General features: G+C 47.2%; 18 protein-coding genes. 12 read left to right on the top strand and 6 right to left on the bottom strand.

Annotated features, from left to right (window positions below):
• Positions 1–140 precede the first annotated feature (140 nt).
• Genes apaG through CWM47_RS13265 form a run of 3 tightly spaced genes read left to right on the top strand, consistent with a single transcriptional unit; the run spans position 141 to position 2,732 of the window.
• A complete protein-coding gene (apaG, locus tag CWM47_RS13275) occupies positions 141–527 on the top strand; it encodes a Co2+/Mg2+ efflux protein ApaG (protein WP_012924864.1) in 387 nt (128 codons plus the stop codon).
• Positions 528–530: 3 nt separating this feature from the next.
• Positions 531–1,310, top strand: a complete 780-nt coding sequence (locus tag CWM47_RS13270) for an O-methyltransferase (RefSeq protein WP_100988439.1) — start codon at positions 531–533, stop codon at positions 1,308–1,310.
• A gap of 57 nt (positions 1,311–1,367) precedes the next feature.
• Positions 1,368–2,732: a monooxygenase gene (locus CWM47_RS13265; RefSeq protein ID WP_100988438.1), complete on the top strand. Its 1,365-nt coding sequence runs from the start codon at positions 1,368–1,370 to the stop codon at positions 2,730–2,732.
• A gap of 59 nt (positions 2,733–2,791) precedes the next feature.
• Here CWM47_RS13265 and CWM47_RS13260 read toward each other — a convergent pair whose 3' ends face one another.
• Positions 2,792–5,023: a DEAD/DEAH box helicase gene (locus tag CWM47_RS13260; protein ID WP_100988437.1), complete on the bottom strand. Its 2,232-nt coding sequence runs from the start codon at positions 5,021–5,023 to the stop codon at positions 2,792–2,794.
• A gap of 473 nt (positions 5,024–5,496) precedes the next feature.
• Here CWM47_RS13260 and CWM47_RS13255 point away from each other — a divergent pair, with 473 nt between their 5' ends.
• Positions 5,497–5,730 (top strand): DUF2905 domain-containing protein, encoded by a 234-nt coding sequence (locus CWM47_RS13255; RefSeq protein ID WP_100988436.1) that lies wholly within the window; start codon positions 5,497–5,499, stop codon positions 5,728–5,730.
• Here the strand turns inward: CWM47_RS13255 and CWM47_RS13250 are convergent.
• Together CWM47_RS13250 and CWM47_RS13245 are read right to left on the bottom strand one after the other, a co-directional pair.
• Positions 5,696–7,258 carry a hypothetical protein gene (locus tag CWM47_RS13250; protein ID WP_100988435.1) on the bottom strand — a complete coding sequence of 521 codons (1,563 nt, stop codon included), beginning with the start codon at positions 7,256–7,258 and terminating at the stop codon, positions 5,696–5,698. The genes CWM47_RS13255 and CWM47_RS13250 overlap by 35 nt on opposite strands.
• A 120-nt stretch (positions 7,259–7,378) precedes the next feature.
• Positions 7,379–8,185: a sugar phosphate isomerase/epimerase gene (locus CWM47_RS13245; protein WP_240625890.1), complete on the bottom strand. Its 807-nt coding sequence runs from the start codon at positions 8,183–8,185 to the stop codon at positions 7,379–7,381.
• A gap of 206 nt (positions 8,186–8,391) precedes the next feature.
• On the opposite strand from CWM47_RS13245, the gene fbaA reads away from it, so the two are divergent.
• The 4 genes from fbaA (at position 8,392) to CWM47_RS13225 (ending at position 15,126) form a co-directional block, all read left to right on the top strand.
• Complete coding sequence (gene fbaA / locus CWM47_RS13240; RefSeq protein WP_100988434.1) at positions 8,392–9,471, top strand: class II fructose-bisphosphate aldolase; 1,080 nt, start codon at positions 8,392–8,394, stop codon at positions 9,469–9,471.
• Between the two features lie 499 nt (positions 9,472–9,970).
• Positions 9,971–13,279, top strand: a complete 3,309-nt coding sequence (locus CWM47_RS13235; RefSeq protein WP_100988433.1) for an efflux RND transporter permease subunit — start codon at positions 9,971–9,973, stop codon at positions 13,277–13,279.
• On the top strand, positions 13,263–14,393 hold the full coding sequence (locus tag CWM47_RS13230; protein ID WP_100988432.1) for an efflux RND transporter periplasmic adaptor subunit: 1,131 nt from the start codon (positions 13,263–13,265) through the stop codon (positions 14,391–14,393). Before CWM47_RS13235 ends, CWM47_RS13230 begins: the two co-directional genes overlap by 17 nt.
• A gap of 370 nt (positions 14,394–14,763) precedes the next feature.
• Positions 14,764–15,126 (top strand): hypothetical protein, encoded by a 363-nt coding sequence (locus CWM47_RS13225; RefSeq protein WP_100988431.1) that lies wholly within the window; start codon positions 14,764–14,766, stop codon positions 15,124–15,126.
• Positions 15,127–15,365: 239 nt separating this feature from the next.
• Here CWM47_RS13225 and CWM47_RS13220 read toward each other — a convergent pair whose 3' ends face one another.
• Both CWM47_RS13220 and CWM47_RS13215 read right to left on the bottom strand, forming a co-directional pair.
• Positions 15,366–15,950 (bottom strand): hypothetical protein, encoded by a 585-nt coding sequence (locus tag CWM47_RS13220; RefSeq protein WP_100988430.1) that lies wholly within the window; start codon positions 15,948–15,950, stop codon positions 15,366–15,368.
• 159 nt (positions 15,951–16,109) lie between these two features.
• The gene (locus tag CWM47_RS13215) at positions 16,110–17,477 is read right to left on the bottom strand and encodes a M24 family metallopeptidase (RefSeq protein ID WP_240625889.1); all 1,368 of its coding nucleotides are present in this window, start codon (positions 17,475–17,477) and stop codon (positions 16,110–16,112) included.
• Positions 17,478–17,690: 213 nt separating this feature from the next.
• Here CWM47_RS13215 and CWM47_RS13210 point away from each other — a divergent pair, with 213 nt between their 5' ends.
• The 4 genes from CWM47_RS13210 to CWM47_RS13195 all read left to right on the top strand — a co-directional run bounded on the left by CWM47_RS13210 (position 17,691) and on the right by CWM47_RS13195 (position 23,919).
• Positions 17,691–20,381: a DUF5686 and carboxypeptidase regulatory-like domain-containing protein gene (locus CWM47_RS13210; RefSeq protein WP_100993858.1), complete on the top strand. Its 2,691-nt coding sequence runs from the start codon at positions 17,691–17,693 to the stop codon at positions 20,379–20,381.
• A 220-nt stretch (positions 20,382–20,601) separates the two neighbouring features.
• Complete coding sequence (locus tag CWM47_RS13205) at positions 20,602–21,090, top strand: MOSC domain-containing protein (RefSeq protein WP_100988429.1); 489 nt, start codon at positions 20,602–20,604, stop codon at positions 21,088–21,090.
• 310 nt (positions 21,091–21,400) lie between these two features.
• On the top strand, positions 21,401–23,167 hold the full coding sequence (locus CWM47_RS13200; protein WP_100988428.1) for a histidine kinase dimerization/phosphoacceptor domain -containing protein: 1,767 nt from the start codon (positions 21,401–21,403) through the stop codon (positions 23,165–23,167).
• 8 nt (positions 23,168–23,175) lie between these two features.
• Positions 23,176–23,919, top strand: coding sequence for a response regulator (locus tag CWM47_RS13195; protein ID WP_100988427.1), 744 nt, complete (start codon positions 23,176–23,178; stop codon positions 23,917–23,919).
• Positions 23,920–23,948: 29 nt separating this feature from the next.
• Here CWM47_RS13195 and CWM47_RS13190 read toward each other — a convergent pair whose 3' ends face one another.
• Complete coding sequence (locus tag CWM47_RS13190) at positions 23,949–24,728, bottom strand: peptidase associated/transthyretin-like domain-containing protein (RefSeq protein WP_100988426.1); 780 nt, start codon at positions 24,726–24,728, stop codon at positions 23,949–23,951.
• Between the last annotated feature and the right edge of the window lie 42 nt (positions 24,729–24,770).

Here is a 24,770-nt window from a genome sequence, read left to right as displayed (position 1 = left end):
AGGAACTGATAAGGGTGATTCGGCATTATAGGCCTACAAACGCCAGAAGCCGCCCTTCGAAAATATTTTGGGAGCGGTTCTTGCGTAACAAAACTAATCAACTTAATTTTCGTTCTAAGGTTGCAAAACGACACTAATTTATGGTTTCGTCAGTCACAGAAGGCGTAAAAGTTAGCGTAAAGACAGAGTATCAGGCTGATTACTCCAGTCCGCTCCAGGCGCATTACGTGTTTACTTACCGGATTACCATCGAAAACGCCAGCGACTATACTATTCAGTTGCTCCGGCGTCATTGGTTGATTTTTGATTCTAACGGCACTGTTCGCGAAGTTGAAGGGGAAGGTGTGGTTGGTTTACAACCCGTTTTGGAGCCCGGCGAAGTCCACGAATATGTATCGGGCTGCAATCTGCGCTCAAGCATTGGCAAAATGGCCGGTACGTACCTTGTTGAACGCATTATCGATGGCAAGCAACTTCGGGTGAGCATTCCCGAATTTACGATGGTTGTGCCGTATAAACTGAACTGATTTTTGTTACTTGCTTACCTTCGTTATCTAAGTCGCGCCCGCGACGAACACGCGCTTCATTCTCCATTTCTTTTTTCGTTATACACGCAGGTTATTCGGGCCAAAACTGGCTCTAAAGAACTGCTTGCACCTATACGGGCGGTACGTAAAGAACTTCGAAGAAGTCACCAACTTATTACCATTGCCGATTATGGCGCGGGTTCTAAAGTGAACGCATCCCGGCAACGCACCATTAGCGATATTGCCCGCAACTCTCAAAAAACGGCTCGCTTCGGGCGGCTCTTGTTTCGACTCATTCGGCGGTTTGAGGCAAAAAATATAGTCGATATGGGCACCTCACTGGGCATGACAACGGCTTATCTGGGTGAAGCTACCAAAACTTATAAAGGTCAAGTGCTTACGTTTGAAGGTTGCCCTGAAACGGCTGCCGTAGCCCGTCAGAATTTCAGTCGGCTGAATCTACACAACATAACGGTAGTCGTGGGTAATTTAGATGAAACGCTGGTTCCGGCAATTACAGCCTTGCCGCCAGTTGACCTTGCCTTTTTCGACGCTAATCACCGCTATGAACCAACAGTCCGCTACTTCGAGACTTGTTTAGCCAATATTCATAATGATACGGTATTCGTCTTTGACGACATTCACTGGTCGGAGGAGATGGAGCAGGCCTGGGCCTATATTAAACAGCACACGGCCGTTACATTAACCGTAGACCTGTTCTGGGTAGGGCTTGTTTTCTTTCGAAAAGAACAGCCGAAACAGGATTTTGTCTTACGTTTTTGACAGAATAAAAGGTAAATTACGTTACCTTTCAAAGGCTTCCTAGCTTGTCGATCACCTATGAACTTCCTGACATATACCCGGTTAAGCCTGACGCTTGGCGTGTCGGCCCTATTGCTGAATATGGTGTCCTGCAAAAAAGACAGTACAGATTCGACTACACCCGTAGCACAGTCTTCTTTCGATCTGATCCAGCAAAAAATCCTTACACCAACCTGTGCGACATCGGGTTGCCATTTGTCGGCAAACGATGGCACGTTTTCTCAACATGGTCTCGTTTTGGCCGACGGTGTAGCGTATCAAAATCTGGTGGGGGTCGATCCTAAAAACAGTGATGCCAAAGCCGACGGCCTTAAGCGTGTAAAAGCCTTTGCCTCGCTGGAAAGTTTACTTTATCATAAACTCACAACAACGGCCAGTCATCATAGCGGGAAGCAATACGGGAACCCAATGCCTTTAGGCGGATTGCCGCTATCTGATGGACAAGTTGAGTATGTTAGACGGTGGATTGATGCCGGTGCGCCCAAAACGGGTACAATAGCCGATGCTACGCTATTAGATGACAAGACCGTTGCACTAGATGCTTATGTGCCGTTGCCTGTTCCTGCAACGGGAATCGGGTTTCAGATGGCCGTGCCCGCTTTTGATATTCAGCCAAATTTTGAACGGGAATTATTTACCCGCCGGCTGGTTGGCAATACGCAGGACATTTACGTGAATCGGTACGAAACCAAAATGCGGAGCGGAAGCCACCATTTTGTCGCCTACGATTTTCGTAATAAATCGTTATTACCAAATTTGAATGACATTCGTGATCTACGCAATCCCGACAATTCACTGAATATTCTAACTGCCCTCACGATGTCGAATCACGTGTATCTGGCCGGGTCTCAGGCGCAGTATCAGGACTATGTTTTTCCGGCAGGGGCAGCTTTGCTTATTCCGGCAGGTGCTTCGCTGGATTTGAATTCACACTTTGTCAATAAAACGACCACAGTAATGAAAGGGGAGGCCCAGATCAATCTGTTTACGGTCGATAAAGCGACGGTACAGTATGTGGTTCAAACCCTGGATTTGAGCAATACGAATCTGAATCTTTCTGCTAATACACGTGTGACATTAACGAAGTCGTTCACGTTTACGAAACCGCGTAAAATACTGACGCTTACATCGCACATGCACAAGTTGGGGGAGAAATTCGTGATCAAAATATCGGGTGGAGCCCGCAATGGTGAAGTTGTGTACACATCTACCGACTGGGCGCACCCTGATATTGTTACCTTCAAAACCCCCATCGACCTACAAAAAGGGGAGGGGCTTACCTCTGAAATTACCTATAATAATACGACTGGTAAAGCGGTCAGCTTTGGCCTGACCAGCGAAGACGAAATGGGGATAATTTTCGGGTATTATTATGAGGAATAGTCAGTAAGTAAAAAAAGGGGCCGCATATGCGGCCCCTTTTTTTACTTACTGACTATGTCTTACCGTGCTACCTCAATATTAACCCGGCGACCTTTGATGGTGTTACCTTCCATAGCGTCTACAACGCGGTTGGCTACATCTTTCGGTACGTCAACATAGGTGAACTTGTCGAAGATATCAATGCTACCGATGCTGTTGCCTGGAATGTCGGCTTCACCAGCAATGGCACCAACGATGTCACCAGGGCGAACGAAATCTTTCCGGCCGATGCTCACCATCAGGCGAGTCATGTTCGCATCACGTTCACGGGGAGCGCGTTGGTCGTCACGGTCGAAATAAGGCTTCCGCTCAGCGCCTTCTGCACGGTCGTTGAAACGAGGACGGTCTGATGAAGCAGCGCGGTCACGACCGAAGGCAGGGCCTTCATTACGACGGTCACTGCCAAAGCGGGACGATCCTTCATTACGGCCGCCACGGTCATCACTCCGGCGATCACTACCAAAGCGTGAGCCACCATCACGATCACCAAAGCGGGACGAACTGTCGCTACGGCCACCACGACGATCCTCAAAGCGTCCGGCGCCATCACCCCGGCCACGGTCCGCATACTTGTCGCGGCCATTCCGGCGATCATCTTCCAGGTTAAGATTCTGATCGGCAAATTCGTTCTTTTCCAGACCCATGCTGCGTTTCACGAGGGCAGCAACAATCTGCTCGGTCGAGAAACCGGCATGATTGAGTTGTACCAGTAAATCGTCATACAGGTTCAGGTCTTTACTTTCTTTGATCGTCACTTGCAATTGCTCGATGAAACGAGCCTTGCGAACACCAACGATATCTTCAAAGGATGGAATGACACCTTTGTCGACCTTAACTTTCGTATAGGTCTGGATTTCGCGGAAACGATATTTTTCATCACGACCAACAAACGAGAACGCCCGGCCTGATTTACCGGCACGGCCTGTCCGGCCAATACGGTGTACGTAATATTCTTCGTCGAGGGGAATATCGAAGTTGATAACCGCATCCACATCGTCAACGTCGATACCGCGGGCAGCTACGTCGGTAGCAACCAGAATGCTGGTTGTTCCCGCACGGAACTTGCTCATTACGTTATTCCGCTGCGCCTGGCGCAGATCGCCGTGCAAGCCTTCGGCCTGATAGCCCCGGATTTGCAGGTCTTCAACGATTTCGTCGACTTTACGCTTCGTGTTACAGAATACCAGCAGCAGTTTCAGATCGTACATGTCGATTAACCGACACATCACTTCCACTTTCGCTTTTGGTTTTACTTCAAAATAGACCTGTTCGATGTTGACGTTTGTCAGTTCTTTTTTAACGACTTTCACCAAGACCGGATCTTTCTGGAATTTCTGGGTGATCTGCATGATCGGCTTCGACATCGTAGCCGAGAACAGGATCGTCTGCCGCTCTTCGGGCATTTCTTCCAGAATACTTTCGATATCTTCGCGGAAGCCCATGTCCAGCATCTCATCAGCTTCGTCAAGAATCATCATCTTAACGTTGTTGAGTTTGAGTGTGTTACGTTCCATATGGTCCATAACGCGGCCAGGCGTACCAATTACGATATGCACACCGCTTTTGAGCGACCGAATCTGCCGCTCAATGGAGTCGCCACCATAAATGGCTTCTATACGAACACCGCGCTTGTATTTTGCCAGTTTCTTGATCTCTTCGGCTACCTGTAGCGCTAATTCACGCGTTGGGCAAAGAATAAGCGTTTGTACCGAACGATCCTGAATGTCGATCAGGTCAAGAGCAGGAATACCAAAAGCAGCCGTTTTACCGGTACCGGTTTGTGCCTGCCCGATTACATCACGACCTGCCAGAATTGGCGGAATCGCTTCGGCCTGGATTGGCGACGGGCTAACAAAGCCCATATCCGTTACCGCATGCAGTAACTCAGCTGAAATGGCTAAGCTGGAAAATAAAATCTGGTTTGGATCAACTTTAGGGGCTGCTGCTTCGACAACAGCAGGCGTATTTACGGCCGTAGTTTCTTCGGCGGTTGCCATAGGCTCATCGGCGATGATCACGACTTTCTCGGCAATACCTTCGGCAATGATTTCCGATGCGGTATCGTCGAATGATGCTTCTGGAGTTGATTCAGTTGCTGGTTTTGCAACTTTCTTTTTGGGAACCTTGGCCGTCTTAGGTTCACTCGTTGCAACATCAGCTGGAGCGCCCGCGCTAGCGGCCATTTCCAGGGCTATTTTTTCGATGTCCATAAGGGCATCCTGATCTGCTGATTTGTTTGTTTTCGTTTTCATTAACTTGGGAATGATTAAATAAAAGAATCATCCAAGCGAAGACGAGTGTGTGCCAGTGAATGGCGCGATAATGCGAGAATTAATTGCCCAACGAACCAAGCTGCCCAACGACCCAACAGGACCACCACCCCAAACCTCTTCAAGGGGGAATTAAAGACAACGACCGGATTCTTCCGATACGACTGATTGACGATTAGCCCACGCGCTAGTTTCCTGCTCACGGCAGGACATCCACACAGAAACCCATCTTGTACATCCGTACATAAGCTCTGTCAGACCTAACTCAACACGTAAAAAAGGAGAGAAACAGAGACGCGAACGGATGTCGCTTGTAAAATCTGGTGCAAAAGTAAGTATATGTTATTAAAAATGCAAGTAAATGCCGATATTTATTGTATTTATTTGGGAGACGGCCCTATTAAAGGGCTTGTTTCGATAGTATATATGGCTTTATTCCAAGTTGACGTATCCTTATGACACCCACATTCGGCAAATCCATCATTTTTATTGGGATACTACTTGTGTTGGTTGGCCTTGTTATTTATTTCTTTGGCGATAAATTCAGCTGGCTGGGTCGTTTACCCGGCGATATTCGGATAAAGGGTAAAGACGGGGGCGGGTTTTACTTCCCAATCGTAACCTGCATTGTCGTCAGCGTATTTCTGAACCTGCTTATCGTCTTGATCCGTCGTTTTTTCGGCTCGTAGTCTTGCCGGATTCAGTAGCGGGGCTGGTTTCACTATAGGTCAGTTTGTTCAGGTAGAATACTTCCCGTTGAGAAGCAACCGCTGTGTTTCTGGAGGGCGCTATTTTCTGAAAGCCATAGGCGAGAAAATGTTGACCATACCAGGCCATGAGGTTGTCCTGCGCCGAAAACGTCACTTTCTCATTTTCGGCGTTGGTTTGGAGTTTAAACTTCTCGGTTTCCTTTAAAATTTTGCTTCCCTGAATAACTTCTGTCATAATTTCGCCATCGCTCGGATAGGCAAGTACAGCCCGATCGCCCTGTTGTGAAACCTGAACCATCTCGGTCAGGTCAGTGCTCAACAGCTCTTTAATTGGAAAGCAGTTGTCCCACAGGAGTTTCCCCTGTTTATCGAACCCGCAAATAAAGGCGTGTGTGTACCGGAATCCCTCGTAGCGGTCGGTTCCGCGCAGGTAACCACCATAGCCAAGGGCGCTGCCCCGATATTGCGGATAATAGACCTCTGCAACGAGCGTAAGTCCATTTGGCGTTGGCTTCAGGTCGTGTACCAATAGCCTGTAGCGAAATTTGTAATCTTTACCTTCTTCTTTTTTCTTCTGAGCCCGCGCCAGCAGCTTTTGCTGACGATGTGGTTTAAGGTAGTTAAAGAAGTTCTGAAGTTGTGAAAATTCAATGTACTGAATATCGCTGATGGGTTCACTGCCGGCATCGCCGTGGTGGATACGTGTAACATATATGCCCTGAGAATAGGGCGTACAATCGGTTGAGTAATTGCCAACCAGTAACGATTCTTGTTGGTTGATAGGCAATAATTTCCCCGAGATTAAGCTGTTTTGTGCGCCGTCGAAATCCAGTGTTCGAACAAGTTTACTATCATAATTGTAGGTACGCATTGAAAACTTACAATGGCGTCTGAGCGAATGGACCAGCACATTAACTTCCTGCCGCGCTTCATCCACTTCCAGACTGCTGATCTCCATACGGTTAACATACATGCCGGGCAGCACTTTTACGGTACGATCAAAAAGGGAAAAGGCCATGACAACCGGTCGGCCATGATGATACCCACTAATGTATGCCTGGCTTCCCATGACCTTAAACTGCTTTACGTCCAGCTGATCAATCAGGTTGCCCTCAAATGTGTCAACAACGCCATCGTCGAGGTGTACCCGCAGAAACTGATACTTATCTGTATCGTATTCACGAAAGAGGTGATACACATATTGATCTGTATCGTAGGTTGACACCTGTTTGTACTTAATGTCCTGTTTAAATTCTGTTTGCCAAAGCAATTTAAGATTAACGTCGTACTTTTTGAAACTGAGCTTAACGGGTGTATTATCGACAAAACTACCGGTACGAATCGTCATGAGCACGCCTTGTTCGGCCAGTGGAGTAACGTCAAATGCTTCGGCTTCGTTGGGATCGGACGGAATTTCAAGGCGCAATGACTGCGCCAGCTGAGCACATGCCGGTCGAAATCCGATAGCCAAAAACAACGAGCAGACTATGTGAAAAATACGAAGCATGAAAATAGATTTACGACTGATTGGCCTATTATAAAGTACGCTTTACGAAATTACTGATAATGAATAACAAAAATCATACCCTGTACCTGTTCAGAATTTATGTCGGGCTGAATTTAAAACTTATACCTGCCAGCGTTTTTTTAAGTAATCTTTCATGAACACATTTACATCCCATTGGCTAGCCACGGGTTGCTGCGTAAATGGTAACGTAGGCAAATAACCCGCCGGACCAAATTCGCAGGTAATAGTTAGGGTAGGGGCATTGGCTTTTTGCAGCCGGTCACGAATGCTGTCCCACCACTTGGCATGACTTTCAAGGGCGTCTTTCCACTCTGGTGCGCGGGGGTCGTTGACCTGTGGACCTTGGGTATGACCTACCCGGCAATGGATGTGATCGCTGACTTTTATTGCCCGGTTAACGTTCTCCATTTGGTCGGTTAGATACGACTCGGCTACGTTTACCCAGTGCGAATAGTCGGCGGTGAGCCGCATTTCAGGGACTTTCAGGAGGTAATACTGAATGGCGGGTGCACTATAGGAAAACCGGCCCCGGTGCGTTTCATGCAGGATCCGGACGCCCGTTTGTTTCTCCACAGCAATGGCTACCTGAATGAGTTCTACATTTTGCTCGAACGTAAAGTAATCATGACCGGTATGGGCGTTGATAAACAGGGGCTTATACGACGCAATGTTCAGGAGGTCGTCTTGATATTTCTTCTTGTGCTCGGTAAAGTTGCTGCCCGCACCAAAGGCCATAAGAATTAAGTCGAGGCCATTATCGTGGGTGACCTGTACCGCTTCGTTTCGCTTGTCGGGCCCGGCCGCGATTTCCATACCATCGTAACCTGCGGCTTTCACACGTTTGGCGGCATCTGTATAGGAGAGGTTTTCCAAGCCCCAGTATGGGCAGAAGAATTGGGTTTTCACAAGTTTAAGGGCTTAGTTTACTAGTTCAAAGTTGGGTAAAAATGAATAGATTACTGAAATTAAATTAACTATTTGTCAAGGAAGCTTTTCCGTAAGATTAGTATTTTTTTTACAATATCCCCAACTTTACCAATTAAACTCAAATAGGTTAACCGTCCTCCTTTTCGGTAAACTATTTCTTGAACGAATCCAAAATAATCCTAATTATGAGTGAAGTAGCCACCCGTTTTGCCCCCGGCGTTGTGACCGGCGAAGGCGTTACCCAACTTTTCCGTCACGCCAACGAAAATGATTACGCCCTTCCTGCCGTCAACGTCGTTGGTACGGACTCCGTGAATGCCGTACTGGAAACAGCGAAGGCTGTCAACTCGCCGGTAATCGTTCAGTTCTCGAACGGTGGCGGTATTTTTTATGCTGGTAAGGCACTGCCAAACGACAAACAACAGGCGGCCATTGCCGGATCAATCTCGGGCGCTCTGCACGTGCATCACGTTGCCGAACTATATGGTGTTCCGGTCATTCTGCATACCGACCACTGCGCCAAAAAACTGCTGCCCTGGATTGATGGCCTGCTGGCTGCTGGTGAAAAGCATTTTGATCAAACAGGCAAGCCTCTGTATTCGTCGCACATGCTCGATTTGTCTGAAGAGCCAATCGAAGAGAATATTGAAATCTGCTCGAAATACTTCGAGCGGATGGCCAAAATCGGCATGACGCTCGAAATTGAACTTGGCGTAACGGGTGGTGAAGAAGACGGCGTCGACAATACAGACGTTGACGATTCGAAACTATATACCCAGCCATCCGAAGTAGCGTATGCGTATGAAGAGTTGAGAAAAATCTCGCCAAACTTCACCATCGCAGCGGCTTTCGGAAACGTTCACGGCGTGTATAAGCCGGGCAACGTGAAACTGTCGCCAGTCATTCTGGATAATTCGCAGAAATACATTCAGGAAAAATACGCTACAGGCTCGCTGCCTGTGAACTTCGTATTCCACGGTGGATCGGGCTCAAGCCGCGAAGAAATCCGCGAAGCTATCCGCTACGGTGCCGTGAAAATGAACCTCGACACCGACATGCAATGGGCAATGTGGGAAGGTATCCTGAAATATTACAAATCAAAAGAAGGCTATCTGCAATCGCAGTTGGGCAGTCCGGAAGGTGCCGATTCGCCAAACAAAAAATATTACGACCCACGTGTTTGGCTCCGTAAAGGCGAAGAAAGCATGGTACAACGCCTGAAAATCGCCTTCGAAGATTTGAATTGTATCAATCGGCTGGCGTAATTTTTAAAGAAGTAGCTCAAGTAATTGGGGTAATTGATTGGCTTTACTGGCTAATCAATTACCCCACTTTTTTTGTAACAGGCATCAGGAGATTTCTAGTCCGTTCGATTTGGGTAGTTACCATTGAGAAACAAAAAAAATATTAATACTAAAAGTCGGGTCGACATGAATATAAATATCTCTGATTGTCAGGCTTTTAGTGTATTAATTGCTGCCAGATTATTAATAGGTGTTTATACTCAAAGGTAAAATCTCCTGTAAGCATAGGCGAAAATAAAGGTGTGAATAATAAGCACAGAAGCTTTGCCGGTCGTGTGTTTCACACCGTACGATTGACATACAAATTCGTTAACTTTCAAGTAGATATGTCAGCAGATATGATGTATTGTGGAAAAAATTGGGTTTTGCTTGTCTCATCTTTTCCGCGAAGAAAAACGGCACCTACCAGCCCATTACACTGCAACGTTGAGTGGACAATTTAACAGCACTTTAATTCAACATGAATTTAATCCGATCCGCGTTACGTAAGCCCATTACGATTCTAGTTGTCGTAGCCAGCTTATTCTTCTTCGGTATTAACGCCGTTCGAACGATCAAGATTGACATATTCCCCAACCTGAATCTGCCGGTTATTTATATTTCTCAGCCGTTTGGCGGGTATACGCCCAACCAGATGGAGGCATTTTTTGGAAAGCAGTACGTAAACCTGCTTTTATATGTAGCAGGGGTAAAAAGTATCGAGACCAAAAATATTCAGGGTATCACGTTACTGAAGCTGTCGTTCTACGAAGGGACGAACATGGCGCAGGCGGCTGCCGAGGTATCTGCCTACTCAAACCGGGCACAGGCGAGCTTCCCGCCTGGTTCGCAGCCTCCGTTTATTCTGCGTTTTGATGCCTCTACGTTGCCGGTTGGGCAATTAGTGTTAAGTAGTCCAATCCGCAGTAACAATGAGTTGCAGGATTTGGCCAACGTTTATATTCGTTCTGGCTTTACGTCCATTCCGGGGCTAGTGTCTCCGGCTCCGTTTGGGGGCAATTCCCGCTCTATCGTTATTCGCGCTGACCCCGATCTGATGCGTTCGCACAACCTCACGCCCGACCAGCTGGTGGCTGCGTTGCGGATCAATAACCAGGCAACCCCCGCCGGAAACGTGCGTATTGGCGATTTCAATTATTTTACCCCGGCCAATACGACTATTCTGAATATCAAGGACTTTGGTAGTATTCCGCTTTTTACCGGAACTGTTCAAAACCTGATGTTGAAGGACGTTGCAACCATTGAAGATGGGGCCGATATTACGCAGGGCTATGTGTTGGTGAACGGGAAACGCTCGGTCTATCTGCCCATTACCAAATCATCGGATGCATCGACCTGGGAGGTGGTTCAAAACCTGAAAGCCGCCTTGCCGCGCTTTCAGGCCCTGTTGCCGGAAGACGTAAAGCTGACTTATACCTTCGACCAATCGGTTTATGTGATTAACGCCGTAGAAAGCCTGATGACAGAAGGCGGCATTGGGGCCATTCTGACGGGCCTTATGGTGCTGCTGTTTCTGGGCGATGCCCGTGGTGCGTTGATCGTGATCATCACCATTCCTACCTGTATCATTTCGGGTGTTCTGTTCCTGTCGTTATTCGGACAAACGATCAATATCATGACGTTGAGCGGGCTATCGCTGGCCATCGGGATTCTGGTTGATGAGAGTACGGTAACGATAGAAAACATTCACCAGCATATGGATATGGGCAAACTAAAGGCGGTAGCTATTTGGGATGCCTGTAAGGAAATCGCTTTCTCCAAACTCCTGATCCTGTTCTGTATCCTGGCCGTATTTGCCCCTGCATTCACGATGACGGGTATACCGGGCGCCTTGTTTTTGCCGCTTGCGCTGGCCATCGGCTTTTCCATGATCACATCCTACCTGATGGCGCAGACGCTGGTGCCGGTGCTGGCCAACTGGATGATGAAAGACCATCCACACGTTAATAATGGCAAAGTGACTGCTCACACAGCCGTAAACGGGCATCTACTTAAGCCCAATGGGAAATTAAACGGCAATGGTAAAAGCGATCACGAGGATATTCTACAGGAAAAACAAAAACTGGCTCATCGGCTGGATCTCAACAATGATGGAAAGATCAGCTTTTTTGAGCGTGTCCGGGGGCGTTTTGTTCGATTTATCGGCCGAACGCTGCCCTTCCGTCGGCCCATTGTACTGGCTTATATAATTGGATCATTGGGGTTGGCGGCCCTATTGATTACACTAATTGGCCGGGATGTCTTGCCCCGAGGCAACGCTGGCCAGTTTCAGGTTCGTTTGCGGAATCCCGACGGCACCCGGCTCGAAAAGACCGAAGCCACTATGCTGAAAACCATCGACGTGCTGAACGGGTTGGTTGGCAAAGAGAACGTCGAAATCACGTCGGCGATGGTGGGAATGCACGGTTCGCAGTTTTCAACAAGCCCAATTTATCTCTTCATGGCCGGACCACAGGAGGGCGTTTTGCAAGTGAGTCTGAAAGAAGACTACGACGTTGATCTGGATAAGCTGAAAGATGATTTCAGGGCTAGTATGAACAAAACGCTGCCCGGCGTAAAGCTCTCCTTTGAGCCCATCGAATTAACGGATAAGATTCTGAGCCAGGGGTCGCCAACGCCCATTGAGGTGAAGCTGATTGGCAAAAACAAAAAACAGAATGAAGAGTACGCCAACAAGGTCATCGAAAAGCTGAATCACATTGCCTATCTGCGTGATGTTCAGATTGGGCAGGCCACGAAATACCCAGCCATCAATGTCACGATTGACCGGGCGCGGGCGGCTCAATTAGGTACAGATATATCGTCTATTTCGCGCTCTCTTGTGGCCGCTACCTCGTCGTCGCGCTATACCGAGAAAAGTGTCTGGATCGACCCTAAATCGAGCCAGAGCTACAGCGTTCAGGTGCAGATTCCTGAGAACACCATGAGTAGCATAAACGATTTGGGTGAAATACCCATTTCGTCAAATGCGAACCGCCCGGTTCTGAGCGATGTGGCCACGCTGCAAAAAGGAACGACCTATGGCGAAAACGACAACGTTGGGGCAATTCCGGTGCTATCGGTAACGGCTAACCTGAACGACATGGACCTGGGCACAGCCGCCACCGATGTCCAGAAAGCCATCGACTCGCTGGGCGAACTGCCGCGTGGATTGACGATAAAAATGCAGGGTTTGACCCAGGTACTGATCGACACGCTCGATAGCCTGCAAACGGGTCTGATAACGGCTATCGTGGTTATTTTCCTGATGCTGGCTGCTAACTTCCAGTCGTTTAAGGTATCACTGGTGGTTTTGTGTACCGTGCCTGCCGTGCTGGTTGGTTCACTGGCGTTGCTCATGCTGATGGGTTCCACACTTAACCTGCAATCATACATGGGTATGATTATGTCGGTTGGTGTATCCATTTCCAATGCGGTGTTAATGGTAACCAATGCCGAAGAGTTGCGCATGCGTAACGGTGGTAATGCGTTGCTGGCGGCACGGGAAGCCGCGTCGGTACGTATGCGCCCTATCCTGATGACCAGCGTAGCCATGGTTGTGGGTATGATTCCAATGGCATCGGGTCTTGGCGAAGGTGGTTCGCAGGCGGCTCCGCTGGGGCGTGCCGTTATTGGTGGCCTGATTGCCTCGACCTTTGCCGCCCTGTTTATTTTGCCGCTGGTGTTTGCCTGGGTACAGGGCAACACATCGACCCAATCGGTATCGCTTGATCCTGAAGATAAAGACAGTAAATTTTATAGTCCAACCCCGTATGAAACGGTTAATTAATAAGTCATTCCCGGCTGTAGCAACTGTATTTGGTAGTTTTCTGCTGCTCAGTTCGTTGAGCGGTTGTCATTCGTCTGAAGGCAAAGAGGAAAAAAAAGAAGACGCCAAGGCCGTTGAGGCACCGGCAACTGTCGAGGTGTTTTCGTTACAGCGCGGCAAATTATCTTCTTCATTAAAAGTACCCGGCGAACTGGTTGCGTTTCGGGATGTCGATATTTATGCAAAAGTGAGTGGGTTCATCAAATCCCTGAATGTCGATGTGGGTTCTGAAGTAAAACAGGGCCAACTTCTGGCGCTGGCCGAAGCACCTGAGTTAAGCGCTCAACTGTCGTCTGCCGACTCGAAACTGAAAGGGCAGGAGGCCGTTTCCATTGGTAGCAAAGCCAATTACGAGCGGATTCTGGAAGCCAGCAAGTTCTCCGGTGCCGTGTCGAAAAACGATGTTGACCAGGCCCTTGCCAGACGCAACGCCGATCTGGCCCAACTGGAAGCGGCTAAATCGGCTTATCGCGAGGTGTCTGATCTGAAAAAGTACCTCGAAATTCGTGCGCCATTCAACGGAATTATCAGTGTCCGGAACGCCAGCACAGGTGCTTACATTGGGCCATCGGGCAAAGGCTCGGAGTTTCCTTTGTTCGTTTTGACGGAGCAGAAGAGACTGCGTCTGGTTATTTCGATACCCGAAGCCTACACGGGTTATGTCGATCTGAACGATCAGGTGAGTTTCAACGTCAAAGCGTTTCCTGATACAAAATTTACCGGACAGGTAAAACGTCAGGCGGGGGCTTTGGATAAGCGGCTTCGGTCGGAGCGGGTCGAAGTCGATGTGATCAACAATGATAAAAAGCTTTTGCCCGGCATGATTGCCGAAGTGACCGTGCCACTGCCGACGAAAAATAATACACTTATTGTCCCTAAATCGGCCATTGTCAGCGCGACAACCGGCGTTTTTGTGATCAAGGTTGTTGATCGAAAAGCTGAATGGGTTCCTATAAAGCGAGGCCTTGAAGCCGACGAAAAAGTAGAAATATTCGGTCCGCTCACCGAAGGCGATCAGTTAATTAAGGCGGCTAACGAAGAAATTCGAGACGGTTCGTCGGTAAATGTAAAATAGAGCAGGGCGGTAGATTACCAAAAATGTAGGGCTTCAGAGCCAATATGTATTTCCCAAAGGGGTGTTTCGGCTAGAATGTGCAAAATTCGTCATTTGAGGATGAGGATCAATTTCCCGATTTTAGGGAAGGAGCATTTTGTTAAATTAGATACCCGTATATGGCTATTGCCGTTGAGTAAGTGTGAGATACGAACATTGAGCGGCCTTGAAAAGACCCGGAATCTTAGTGCAGCAAAAAGTAATATTACTTGTTTTTAATTGTATTTTTAGGGGATAGTTAACATAATGGCACTTATACAACAACTTTTTATATTCACGCGTTATTGAGCAGCATCCCCTTTGTATTTAACTATAAATCAAGCCAATAGTAATGAAAAAGCTAAACTTAATAATAGTTGTTGCTTCTATCAGCGGATTATTCTCTTGTAGCCCTACAATGCTCCAAGAAAAGAGTGAGGGTATTAAGCCTAATCTATCATTAGTTTCTCCAAACGGAGTTCGGTTAGCCAATTCGATGAGTGAACTGATGCTCAAGACTAGACCAACAGTCGAACGCATGTATGGCCCTAGTGTGAATTACACTGTAACAAAAATATCTTACGACGGAGTGGCTTCTTTTGAGGATGAAGCGATAAAAGGAAAGACTGCTGTGGCTAAAGTAGATTTCAAAACATCAGTAGGTCAGACAGGCAACTTTATCTATGTAAACACTCAAAAGAGTGTTCAGAATTGATACCAAAAGCAACTGTGTCTTTTAACATTTTAGGGTATGTCTTTCAAAGGAAATACCCTTTTTCTTTGTTTATTCCCTTAACATATTCTTAGTTATAGAAAGAGTCTGGAAAAAGTACAACTCACTGCCCCACAGTAGGTTGGTACTATTCCCAGACCCGTTCTATAACTACAATTATGTTATTCGACTATTCAGAGAAATGCCGAAACGGTAAACGATACCCAATTATCAAGTAATTACTATTTTCTAGTCATTTCTATTTTGTTCACCCCTCGGTTCAAACCGCGCCAGATCATCTTCTTCGGATTAGTGGAGAGCTCTAAAGAAAACGTATCATTCATCAAGCCTATATCTTCTAAAAATCTCTCTTCGGCTTCCGGAATACGAGTGCCTACTGGGAATTTGTAACTGAAGGAAAAGAACGCTTGAGGACCCTTTTCGCTATAAATCCACTCGGCATTAGACCGTAGATCAAACTGAATAGGATACGTCTTGGTACCAAATTGAATCGTACCATCGTATTCACCCCTACGCAAATCTACGGGAGAACTACGTGGTTCATTGGTCGGAATGATGGACAATGTAGCAAAGTCAACAAAAGAAGTATCCTTCGTAATCTTGAGTTGTTTTTGAGAATAGTTGAAGTCTTGATATTTTACATTCACTTGACGGAGTGTCCATTGCCCTACAATCTTGGGCTGTATCTCCTGCATCAATTCAATACTGGCCTGATCGTAATTTATCTTAGGAGAAAGACTTTCATTGGGTGAACATCGACTAAAAAGGAAGGTGATTGATACCAAAAGAGCGAGATTGACTTTCATAACTGAGAAGGTTTGATACTGAAACTCAAACGTATTTGAAAAGTTGTATAAGTGCCAATATGTTAGGTACTACAGAATGTAAGACAAAAACAAGCGTTGTCTTACACCTGTAAGGCAGAAGGCGAGATCAGTAAGTTGAAGTTTGCTAGGCAATCGGCTCTACTTCACATACCCCAGTTTTCTTGGAATGGTATAAATCTCCGTTTGCCGGCCATCAATGTAGCGGAACGTTTTACCATCGAAAAAACCATCTTCTTCAAGCATGATGCGCACTATTTTTTTCCATTCGGGAATTTCGACAGCTGCGTTGAGCTCAATGGAATAGGCGGTGTTGGCCAGTAACGGATAATCGCCGGGACCGGGAACGCCTTTCTGTTGGTCCCAAAGGCCAATTGTTGGCCCGGCGGCATGGCCATGAACACCAATCGGGTGCGAGTAAATTGTACCGTTGATTCCTTCTTTTTTAGACTGCTCCAAAGCCGCCAGCAGCATTTGATTGCCTGTTTTACCGGCACTAAACTGTTCGGTCAGGATTTCCTGTAGTCGATTACCTTGCTTAAAAGCGGTTTTGATGGCTTCGGGAACGTCCGATTCGCCGGGGCGCAAAACGTAAGCGTGTTGCTGCTGGTCGGTGTTCAGGCGCAGGTAGGTGATGCCAAAATCAACATGCAGTAAATCGCCGGGCATGATTACCTGTTTGTCAGGACGCTTGGAAAAGGTGCGGAGGTGATTGAAATCCTCCTTGTCTGATCGTTGAACATCAACCGTTGGATGAAACCAGGTACTTAAGCCTAAGTCAGTAATGCGCTGACGAAACCACCAGACTACATCGTCGGTTGTGGTTACGCCCGGCTGAATAACCTGCTCCGAGAAACCTTCCTGAATGATCTGGTGCGACAGTCGACAAATGAGCGGGTAAATCGCCATCTCTTTTTCTGTGCGGGTTTCTAGCCAGCCAACGGCTAGTTTCTCGGCTGAGACAATCCGTTTCTGGTAATCGGCGGGGAGTTTTTTCAGGAACTCTTCGTGTTCTGAGAAAGAAAGTCCATCGGCGTGGCCGTAGTTGGTGGACATGTTCAAGCCAATTTTCTTCGGCTTTCGGTCTTCAATAATCTTCGCCAGCGCTTCCCACTGGTTTGGCCGAACGTCGATGTCCCAGGCACCTTTGAGCAGGTTGCCTACGTCGTAACGGGCAATGGCTAGTTTTTCAACACCTTTATCGCCACCCTGATCAAAGAATACGATAATCGTTCGACGGCGGGCCGAGAGCCACGTGCTGGGCAGCATCGTCCGCAAAACGGGGTCTTCGTTGTATTCACGCGAGATAATGACCCACATATCAATTCCCTCCCGACGCATAAGCTGAGGAAGGAAATTTGTGAAACGATCATCCAGAATTTCATCGACTACCCGCGACCGATCACGTTCGAATAAAACGGCTGATGGAGACGATACCTGTGCGCCGGCGGTTGACAGGAAGGCTAGAAATGTAAATAATTTAATGAAGAAGTGTACGGGTTTGTGCATAGGATTCAGGTTGTGAGCAGTTTGCAGCAAGATACACAAAGACATTATAGATTTTTAACAATAAAGCAGACAACGTTTTCATTCAGAGGTGCATCTTACCTTTAGTGGAGAGCCTGTTCCGTCTGCCGATGAAAATACATTCTTTGGCGAAAATATGTAGGCTACCCTTCGTTTAACGAGTACATTCGCATGATTCACAACCTAGCTGTTTGCATGAAGTCCATTCTACTACTATTTATCTCCCTGTATTCATTTACCACCACCGCACAAACGGGCAATACGGGTTTGCGTGGAACGGTCAAAAACGCACAGGGGGAAGCCTTACCGTTTGCCGCTGTAATTGTAAAAGGAACCGCTAAAGGTACCATTACGAATGCCGAGGGGCGGTATGAAATTCCGCTGGCACCGGGTAAATATGACATTGTTTTCCAATACCTGGGCTTTCAGACAATACAGAAACCTGTTGACATAAACTCGGACTTTGCCACGCTGGATGCCACGTTGGAAGAGCAGGCGCTGCGTCTGGCCGAAGTGCAAACGAAAGCTGGTAACGAAGACCCTGCCTATACGATTATGCGCCGGGCCATCGCCAAGAGTCGCTTTCATCAGTTGCAGGTGCAGCGATTTAAAGCCAGGGTGTATACCAAGTCTTCGTTTACCGTGATTGACCTACCCAATTTGGCCGAAATGGCCTTTCGGAAGCAACTGAAAGAAGCCGAAAAAGAAGCTAATTTTAAAGTGGGCGTTCCCTTGCTCAACGAAACGGTTGCCGAAGTGTCATTCAGCCAACCGAATACCTATCGGCAGCGAATCATCGCCAATCGGAATTCACAGGGGGATTTTTTGAGCCCAAACCAGTTTTACAACGCCAGTTTTTACAACCCAACCATTGCTGGAGCGGTATCGCCTTTATCACCGAAAGCCTTCGCCTATTACAAATTCGAGTACAAGGGCACTTTTAGAGAGCCGGGTGGGGTAGAGGTGAGTAAAATTCTGGTTACTCCCCGGCAGTATGGCGAAGGCGTTTTCCGGGGAACAATTTACATACTGGAAAATACCTGGGCCATTCACAGTTTACAGTTAGAGACAGTCAATAATATTGGCGTTTCTATTTCAGTGCGTCACATTTGCAGCCCCGTGCAAGGGGTCTGGATGCCAACAAACCAGCGGTACGAAGGGAAGGGGTCGTATCTGGGCGTGAAAGCCACTGGCTATTATATCCGGAATTTGACCTTCACCGAGTTCGTGGTGAATCCTGCCTTTGTTGAAGACATTGAAGTCGCCGATGAAAAGAAAGCGCCCCCAACGCAGACGCTGGCCAAAAGCGATATAAAGGGTAAGAACTTCGACGAGTTAGTTAAGAAGCAAAAGGAGTTCTCGACAAAAAACCTTCGTCAGATGGTTAAGGAGTACGAAAAGCAGGAGAAACAGGCGCGTAAAAGTCGGAAGGAAGACGTAACCGTTGTGCGCGACGATTCGCTGGTTGTTGACTCACTGGCGCGCAAACGTTCGAATGTTTACTGGGATTCGCTCCGATCTGTGCCGCTTACAACCGCCGAAGTCAAGAGCTATCAAAAGGCGGATAGCCTGGGCCTGGTAAAAGAAATAAAAGCGCCTGTCAAAGCGGATAGTACGAAGCGTGACAGCACAAACAAGAAAAACGCATCGAAAAAATTCTCGGCTGGTCAACTTCTGTCCGGGCACACGTGGCGGTTGTCGAAGCGGGGTTCACTGATTTATACAAGCCCGTTAACACGAATAGAATACAATACGGTTGAAGGTTACACGGTGGAGGGAGCACTGAACTATCGCTTCAGGGCGAAGGTAGATTCGGTCAACCGGTTCCGGCAAATTCCACTTGGCGAGTGGAATCTGGGTGGTACCGGACGGTATCAATTTGGCCGAAAGGGTTTTGTGGGATATGGCCAGGCCAGCTATCAGTACAAAACCACAAAAATTAGTGCGACGGGTGGCAGGTACCTTTACCAATACAATCCCGACAATCCAATCAGCCCGTTTTTGAATACGTTAACAACGCTTCTGTTCGAGCAAAATTTCGCGAAATTGTATCAGAAGGATTTCCTGAATTTAACCATTACGGCATCCCCATTTAAGGAACGGGTATCGTTGACGGGTAGCCTGGAATATGCCCGGCGTACCGAATTAGCGAACTACAGAGAAGACCTTAAGCCCTGGATTAACTGGCGTGATCGAACGTTTACACCTAATCGTCCGGTAAACGACGAAGTTGCCACAACGGCTTTCCCGATACACAATGCTCTGGTGTTGAACCTGACCGCTTCGGCGCGACTCGGTAGTACGCAATACACCATTCGCAACGGTCGGCGGATTGCCCGGCGCGATAACGATGCCCCTTTATTGACACTCAATTACCGGAAAGGAATGGCTGATGTCGACTATGATTTTCTACAGGCAAGTATCAGCCATTCGTTTGAGACGGGTATCCGGAGTAAGCTGAATTACAAACTCAGCGCCGGGGCATTTCTAAACGACCGTCAGGTATATTTCCCCGACTTTAAGCATTTTGAGGGCAATCAGTTTTTCTTTCAGCAGGGCGATGTTGTATCGACTTACCGATTACTTCCTTATTACCAGTACAGCACTGCAAAGCGTTTTGCCGAAGCCCATGTGCTTGCTGAGTTTCGTAAGTTTTTTGTTACGCAGTTAACCTTAGTCCGGCTGCTTGGTCTGAAAGAGAATCTGTTTGTACATTACCTCTACACACCGGCCTCGAAGAATTATACCGAAGTCGGTTATGGGCTGGATGGGCTTATCCCGCAGGTCCTTCCTTTCTTCCGGGTAGAGGTTATTTCGCAGTGGCAGGATGCGAAATATCAGGGATTAGGTTTCAGAATTGGCACGACGTTGAAGTTTGGGCGGTAATCTGAACCGGGATTCTTGGGATTTAAAGGATTTTTAAGATTGTAGCAGCCCATTCGCCCGAATTCTCAAAAAGATGAAAACCGTCTGATACTTGTTCGATTGATTGTTTACTGAAAGATTTAAACTACCTAAAGATTGTATGTGTTACTCTATCTAATCGTTACGTAGTTTGGCTGCGATAATCTTGTTTAATCTTTTAAATCTCATTAAAATCCCGGTTTTGGACAATATCAAAGACTTATTCGACGTATTTCCCCGGTCTGGCCGGGTGGAGTGGATTGGTATTCGGCCCGAACGGCGCGTGGCTGTAGAGGCTGTTGATTCGATTGACGTATCAGAAAAAAAAGGCATTCTCGGTGATCACTATAGCGGGCAAAGTGGTAATCGCCATGTCACGCTCATTCAGGCAGAACACCTGCCCGTAGTGGCGGCTTTAACAGGACGCGATGTGCTCGATCCGGCGGTAGTACGCCGGAATATTGTTGTGTCAGGGCTGAACCTGCTGGCCCTTAAAGATCACAAAATCCAGATTGGTGATGTCGTGCTGCAAATCACAGGGCAGTGTCACCCCTGTTCTAAAATGGAAACTGCACTTGGGCCGGGCGGCTATAACGCTATGCGCGGACATGGGGGGATGACCGCGAAAGTAATTCAGGGGGGGAGTCTGAGGGTAGGGGATGAGGTGATGCCAGTCCGCCAGAATTTATAAACTCGTCAGGTCTATAGTCGGCCAGCGGTCGAAGGAAATAACTAGTCATTTGGGACATTGATTGAAGAGGGGTGGACGTAGGCGGAAAGCCTTATGTGAACCTTTAATTAACTATTAAATGTAATTGGGTTCATGTTTACAAATAACCCTGTTTTTGTCACTCTTTGCAACGACGGTTGTACCAATAGACGGTTTTTTCTTGCCAAATAACTGTTTTTTCTTGTGAGTAAATTCCTTGTAGTAACCCAGTTCCTTTTAGTAAATTTGACGCGGTATAAATTTTCATATAAACAACTTGTACTGCCACTTGATGCGCTGTTCGTCTCTGTACGTCAACTACTTACTGGTTATGTGGGTACTCACGTCAGGCGTGTCCAAAGCGCAGGAAATACCCTATCTGAAAGTACAGCCCGACAGGCTGCATACAGCTAAAGAAGCTGAGCAGGAAGCCAAGAAGAAGAACGATCCACTCTTGTTGGCAGAAGCCTTTTATCTATACGGAAAAACGTATGTGTTCACTGGTGATTACCGAACGGCCCAGGCATACTATCTAAAATCGTTACGCATACAAGAGCCCAGGGGCGACTCCTTCGAGCTAAGCCGACTGTATGTGCGGCTATGCGAAAGTGAAGAGCGAATGGGTCATTTTTCTAAAGCCCTTCAGTACGCTAGGCTTTCGCTGGCAGTTGCACAGCGTCTTCGGGTTGATAAGGACAAAGCATTAGTACGGTCTTACGGTGCTTTAGCGCATATCTACGAAACAATGTGGAGCACACAAGCGCAGCCCAGGCAGTCGGATTTTGATCGGATTCTTTCCTATTACAGGAAGCGAGAATTGCTTTGCTATAAACTAAAGGATACACTTGGGGTAGCCGAAGTGAATCTTGAACTGGGAACCCTTTTCGCCAAAGTTAAAGACCCAGGCGCTATTGCCTATCTCGAAGAAGCTCTGAATCTATTTACCCACAACCACAAATATGGTATTCAGGTAAATACAATGATGCACCTGGCATTGGCTTATCTAAGCTTCGGCAAACCTCAACAGGCCTTCCCAATACTTAATAAAGCAGAACAAATTTATGCCGATAAGAAGCTCAATGAATATGAAATCCGGCTTGGATTAGAAACGCAGTTTGTTCGGTACTATGAGGCTTCGGGCAAGTGGCAACAGGCGTTTGCCCGATTGAGAAAGTTGAATGAACTGGAAAAGATCAAACTCCTGGCCGACCAAAATGGAGCAATTACCCGCCTGAATGTCGAGTATGAAACCGAAAAAAGAGAAGCTCTATTAAACGCACAGAAAAAGGCGATTGACCTGAATACACAAAATCTTCATTTACATCGGCAGGTTGCCATTGCTACTTCTGCCTTGTTTATAATTGCTGCTGGCATGAGCCTGGTTTTCTTTCGGCTTTACCGTAAAAATCAGCGCATCAGCCGACGAAATGAGGATTTGGTTAAAGAACAGAACCACCGGGTGAAAAACAATTTGCAGGTCGTATCGAGCTTGCTAAGTTTACAATCTAAACGGCTAACGGACGAATCGGCTAAGAGAGCGATCGAAGAAAGTAGGCTACGCGTGCAGTCGATGGCTATTCTGCATCAGCGATTGTATGATGGCGATAAACTGGCCGAAGCCAACCTCGATGAATTCATTCGGGAGGTAGTTACCAGTGTGTTGAAAGCGTATGGGTACCCAACGTTGAAAACACAGTTTTCTATTGATGATATAACCCTTACTGCCGACAAAGCTGTGCCGCTTGGGTTGATTTTGAACGAACTGACAACCAACGCCTGTAAATATGCTTTCCCTGATACCGTCAACCCTACTTTTAGTATTAATTGCTACCGAAAAAACGGTAAGATACAGTTGAAAGTAGCTGATAATGGGCCGGGTTTCGGGGCTGACCAGACCAATACAGGCTGGTATGAATCTGATGTTGCCATCGTGCCTGTATCGTTTGGCATGCAGTTGATTCAGGCACAGGTAGCGCAATTAGCCGGAACCTGTACATTCAGCAACGACACCGATGGGGTGGGCAGGGGAATTGTGTTTTCATTAGAATTTAAAGGCTGACTCAACGGATGGACTCATTGAAAATTCTTATTGTTGAAGACGAAACCATTACGGCAATGGATCTGCGCGAAACACTACAGGAAGCGGGGCACAGTGTTACGGCTATTGCCCGTAATTATGAGCAAGCCTTAAAAGCCGCTAAAAATAACCCGCCAGATTTAGCCCTTGTCGATATTCATCTGGAAGCAGGCTCTACGGAGAATGGTATTACAACAGCCAGAGAGCTTGTGGCTCAGCACAGGATGCCGATCATTTACCTGACGGCAAATTCAGACTTTCAGACATTCCAACTGGCCAAAGAAACCCTGCCAGCGGCCTATTTATTGAAACCTTTCCGGCACGACGAATTAAAATTACAGATCGATCTGGCTTACCATTATTTCAAGTATAACCAGGCGCAAACGAGCGGCTATCCCGTATCTGGAGCCTTGTATTTACCGATTGATAAAGGCCACGAAAAAATAGAACTGAAAGATGTGCTCTATTTACAGGCCGATGGCTCGTATGTGAAGATTTTTATGCTCAAACGGGAAATACCTCATCATATCAGCACGAACCTGAGCCATCTGGCCCAGTATTTCATATCGCCCAATTTTTATCGCCTGTCGCGGTCTTTACTTATTAATCTGGAGCATCTGGAGCGGTTGGAACGTAATCACCTATTCCTGATTAATCATAAGACGCCTATTCAAATCCCCGCTGCCAGCCGTAAAGAGTTAATGAAAAAACTCACGGTTGTCCGGACGAAATAGCTGATTTCAGAACTTAATAGAGCCAAGAGTTACGGCTGTTTAGGTGCCTGACTCGTAGGGTCGGCAGAAATCTTGCTGGGTCGGTTAAACCCATTTCGATAGCGGTTGCGCAACTGCTGAATCGTATTGATCAGGTCGTAATCCTCTGCTTTAAGTAAGTACTCATCATCCAGATCGCAGAAATCAAAGAAACGGTCTACCTCGTCAGGCTTCAGCGTTGTTGACTGTTCTACCAACAGCCGGAATCGCTCCAGAGCCAGTGCATGCCGCCGATCCTGCTGCATAATGTAATAGGCTTTTCGATCTGTTTTGGGTCGCTTTGCGAACATTTCATAGAGCAGAGTTACGCCTGCGCCATCGGCCAGTCGATCAAAAGCCTGCTCGCCCGTCACTTTTTTTGACGCTGTTGGCTCATCAAGTATTTGCTGAATTTCGCGCTTTACTTCTTCGTATCGTTTGGCCGTTACTGTCACTTCGGCGAGGTCAACAACGCGATAGGGCATAGGTGGGAGGGCCTGGGCAATGATCGTTGGATTATCCTGGCCATCATACAATATGCCCGTTCGATTATACACCTGACTAGTCAGAATCAGGGAATCACCCGGCATCAGCGTCATAAAAAAACGTCCCGTTGTATTTGTCCGCGCGCGTTGTCGGCTCCGTTTGTTAACGACCGTAGCGCGATCAACACCCTGTTTCGTTGTCTGGTCAACAACCGTTCCGATCACGTACTTACCCTGCGCCCATGCACTTCCCGACCAACCCAGAAGGCTGGCAAGGCAAACAAATACAAAGCGTGCATAGGGCATAGCTGTTTGGGCGAGTAGCTTGGCTTATTGGCTGAATATACA

This window comes from Spirosoma pollinicola, assembly GCF_002831565.1.
Lineage (GTDB): Bacteria > Bacteroidota > Bacteroidia > Cytophagales > Spirosomataceae > Spirosoma > Spirosoma pollinicola.
This window is presented reverse-complemented; position numbering and strand designations above follow the sequence as displayed.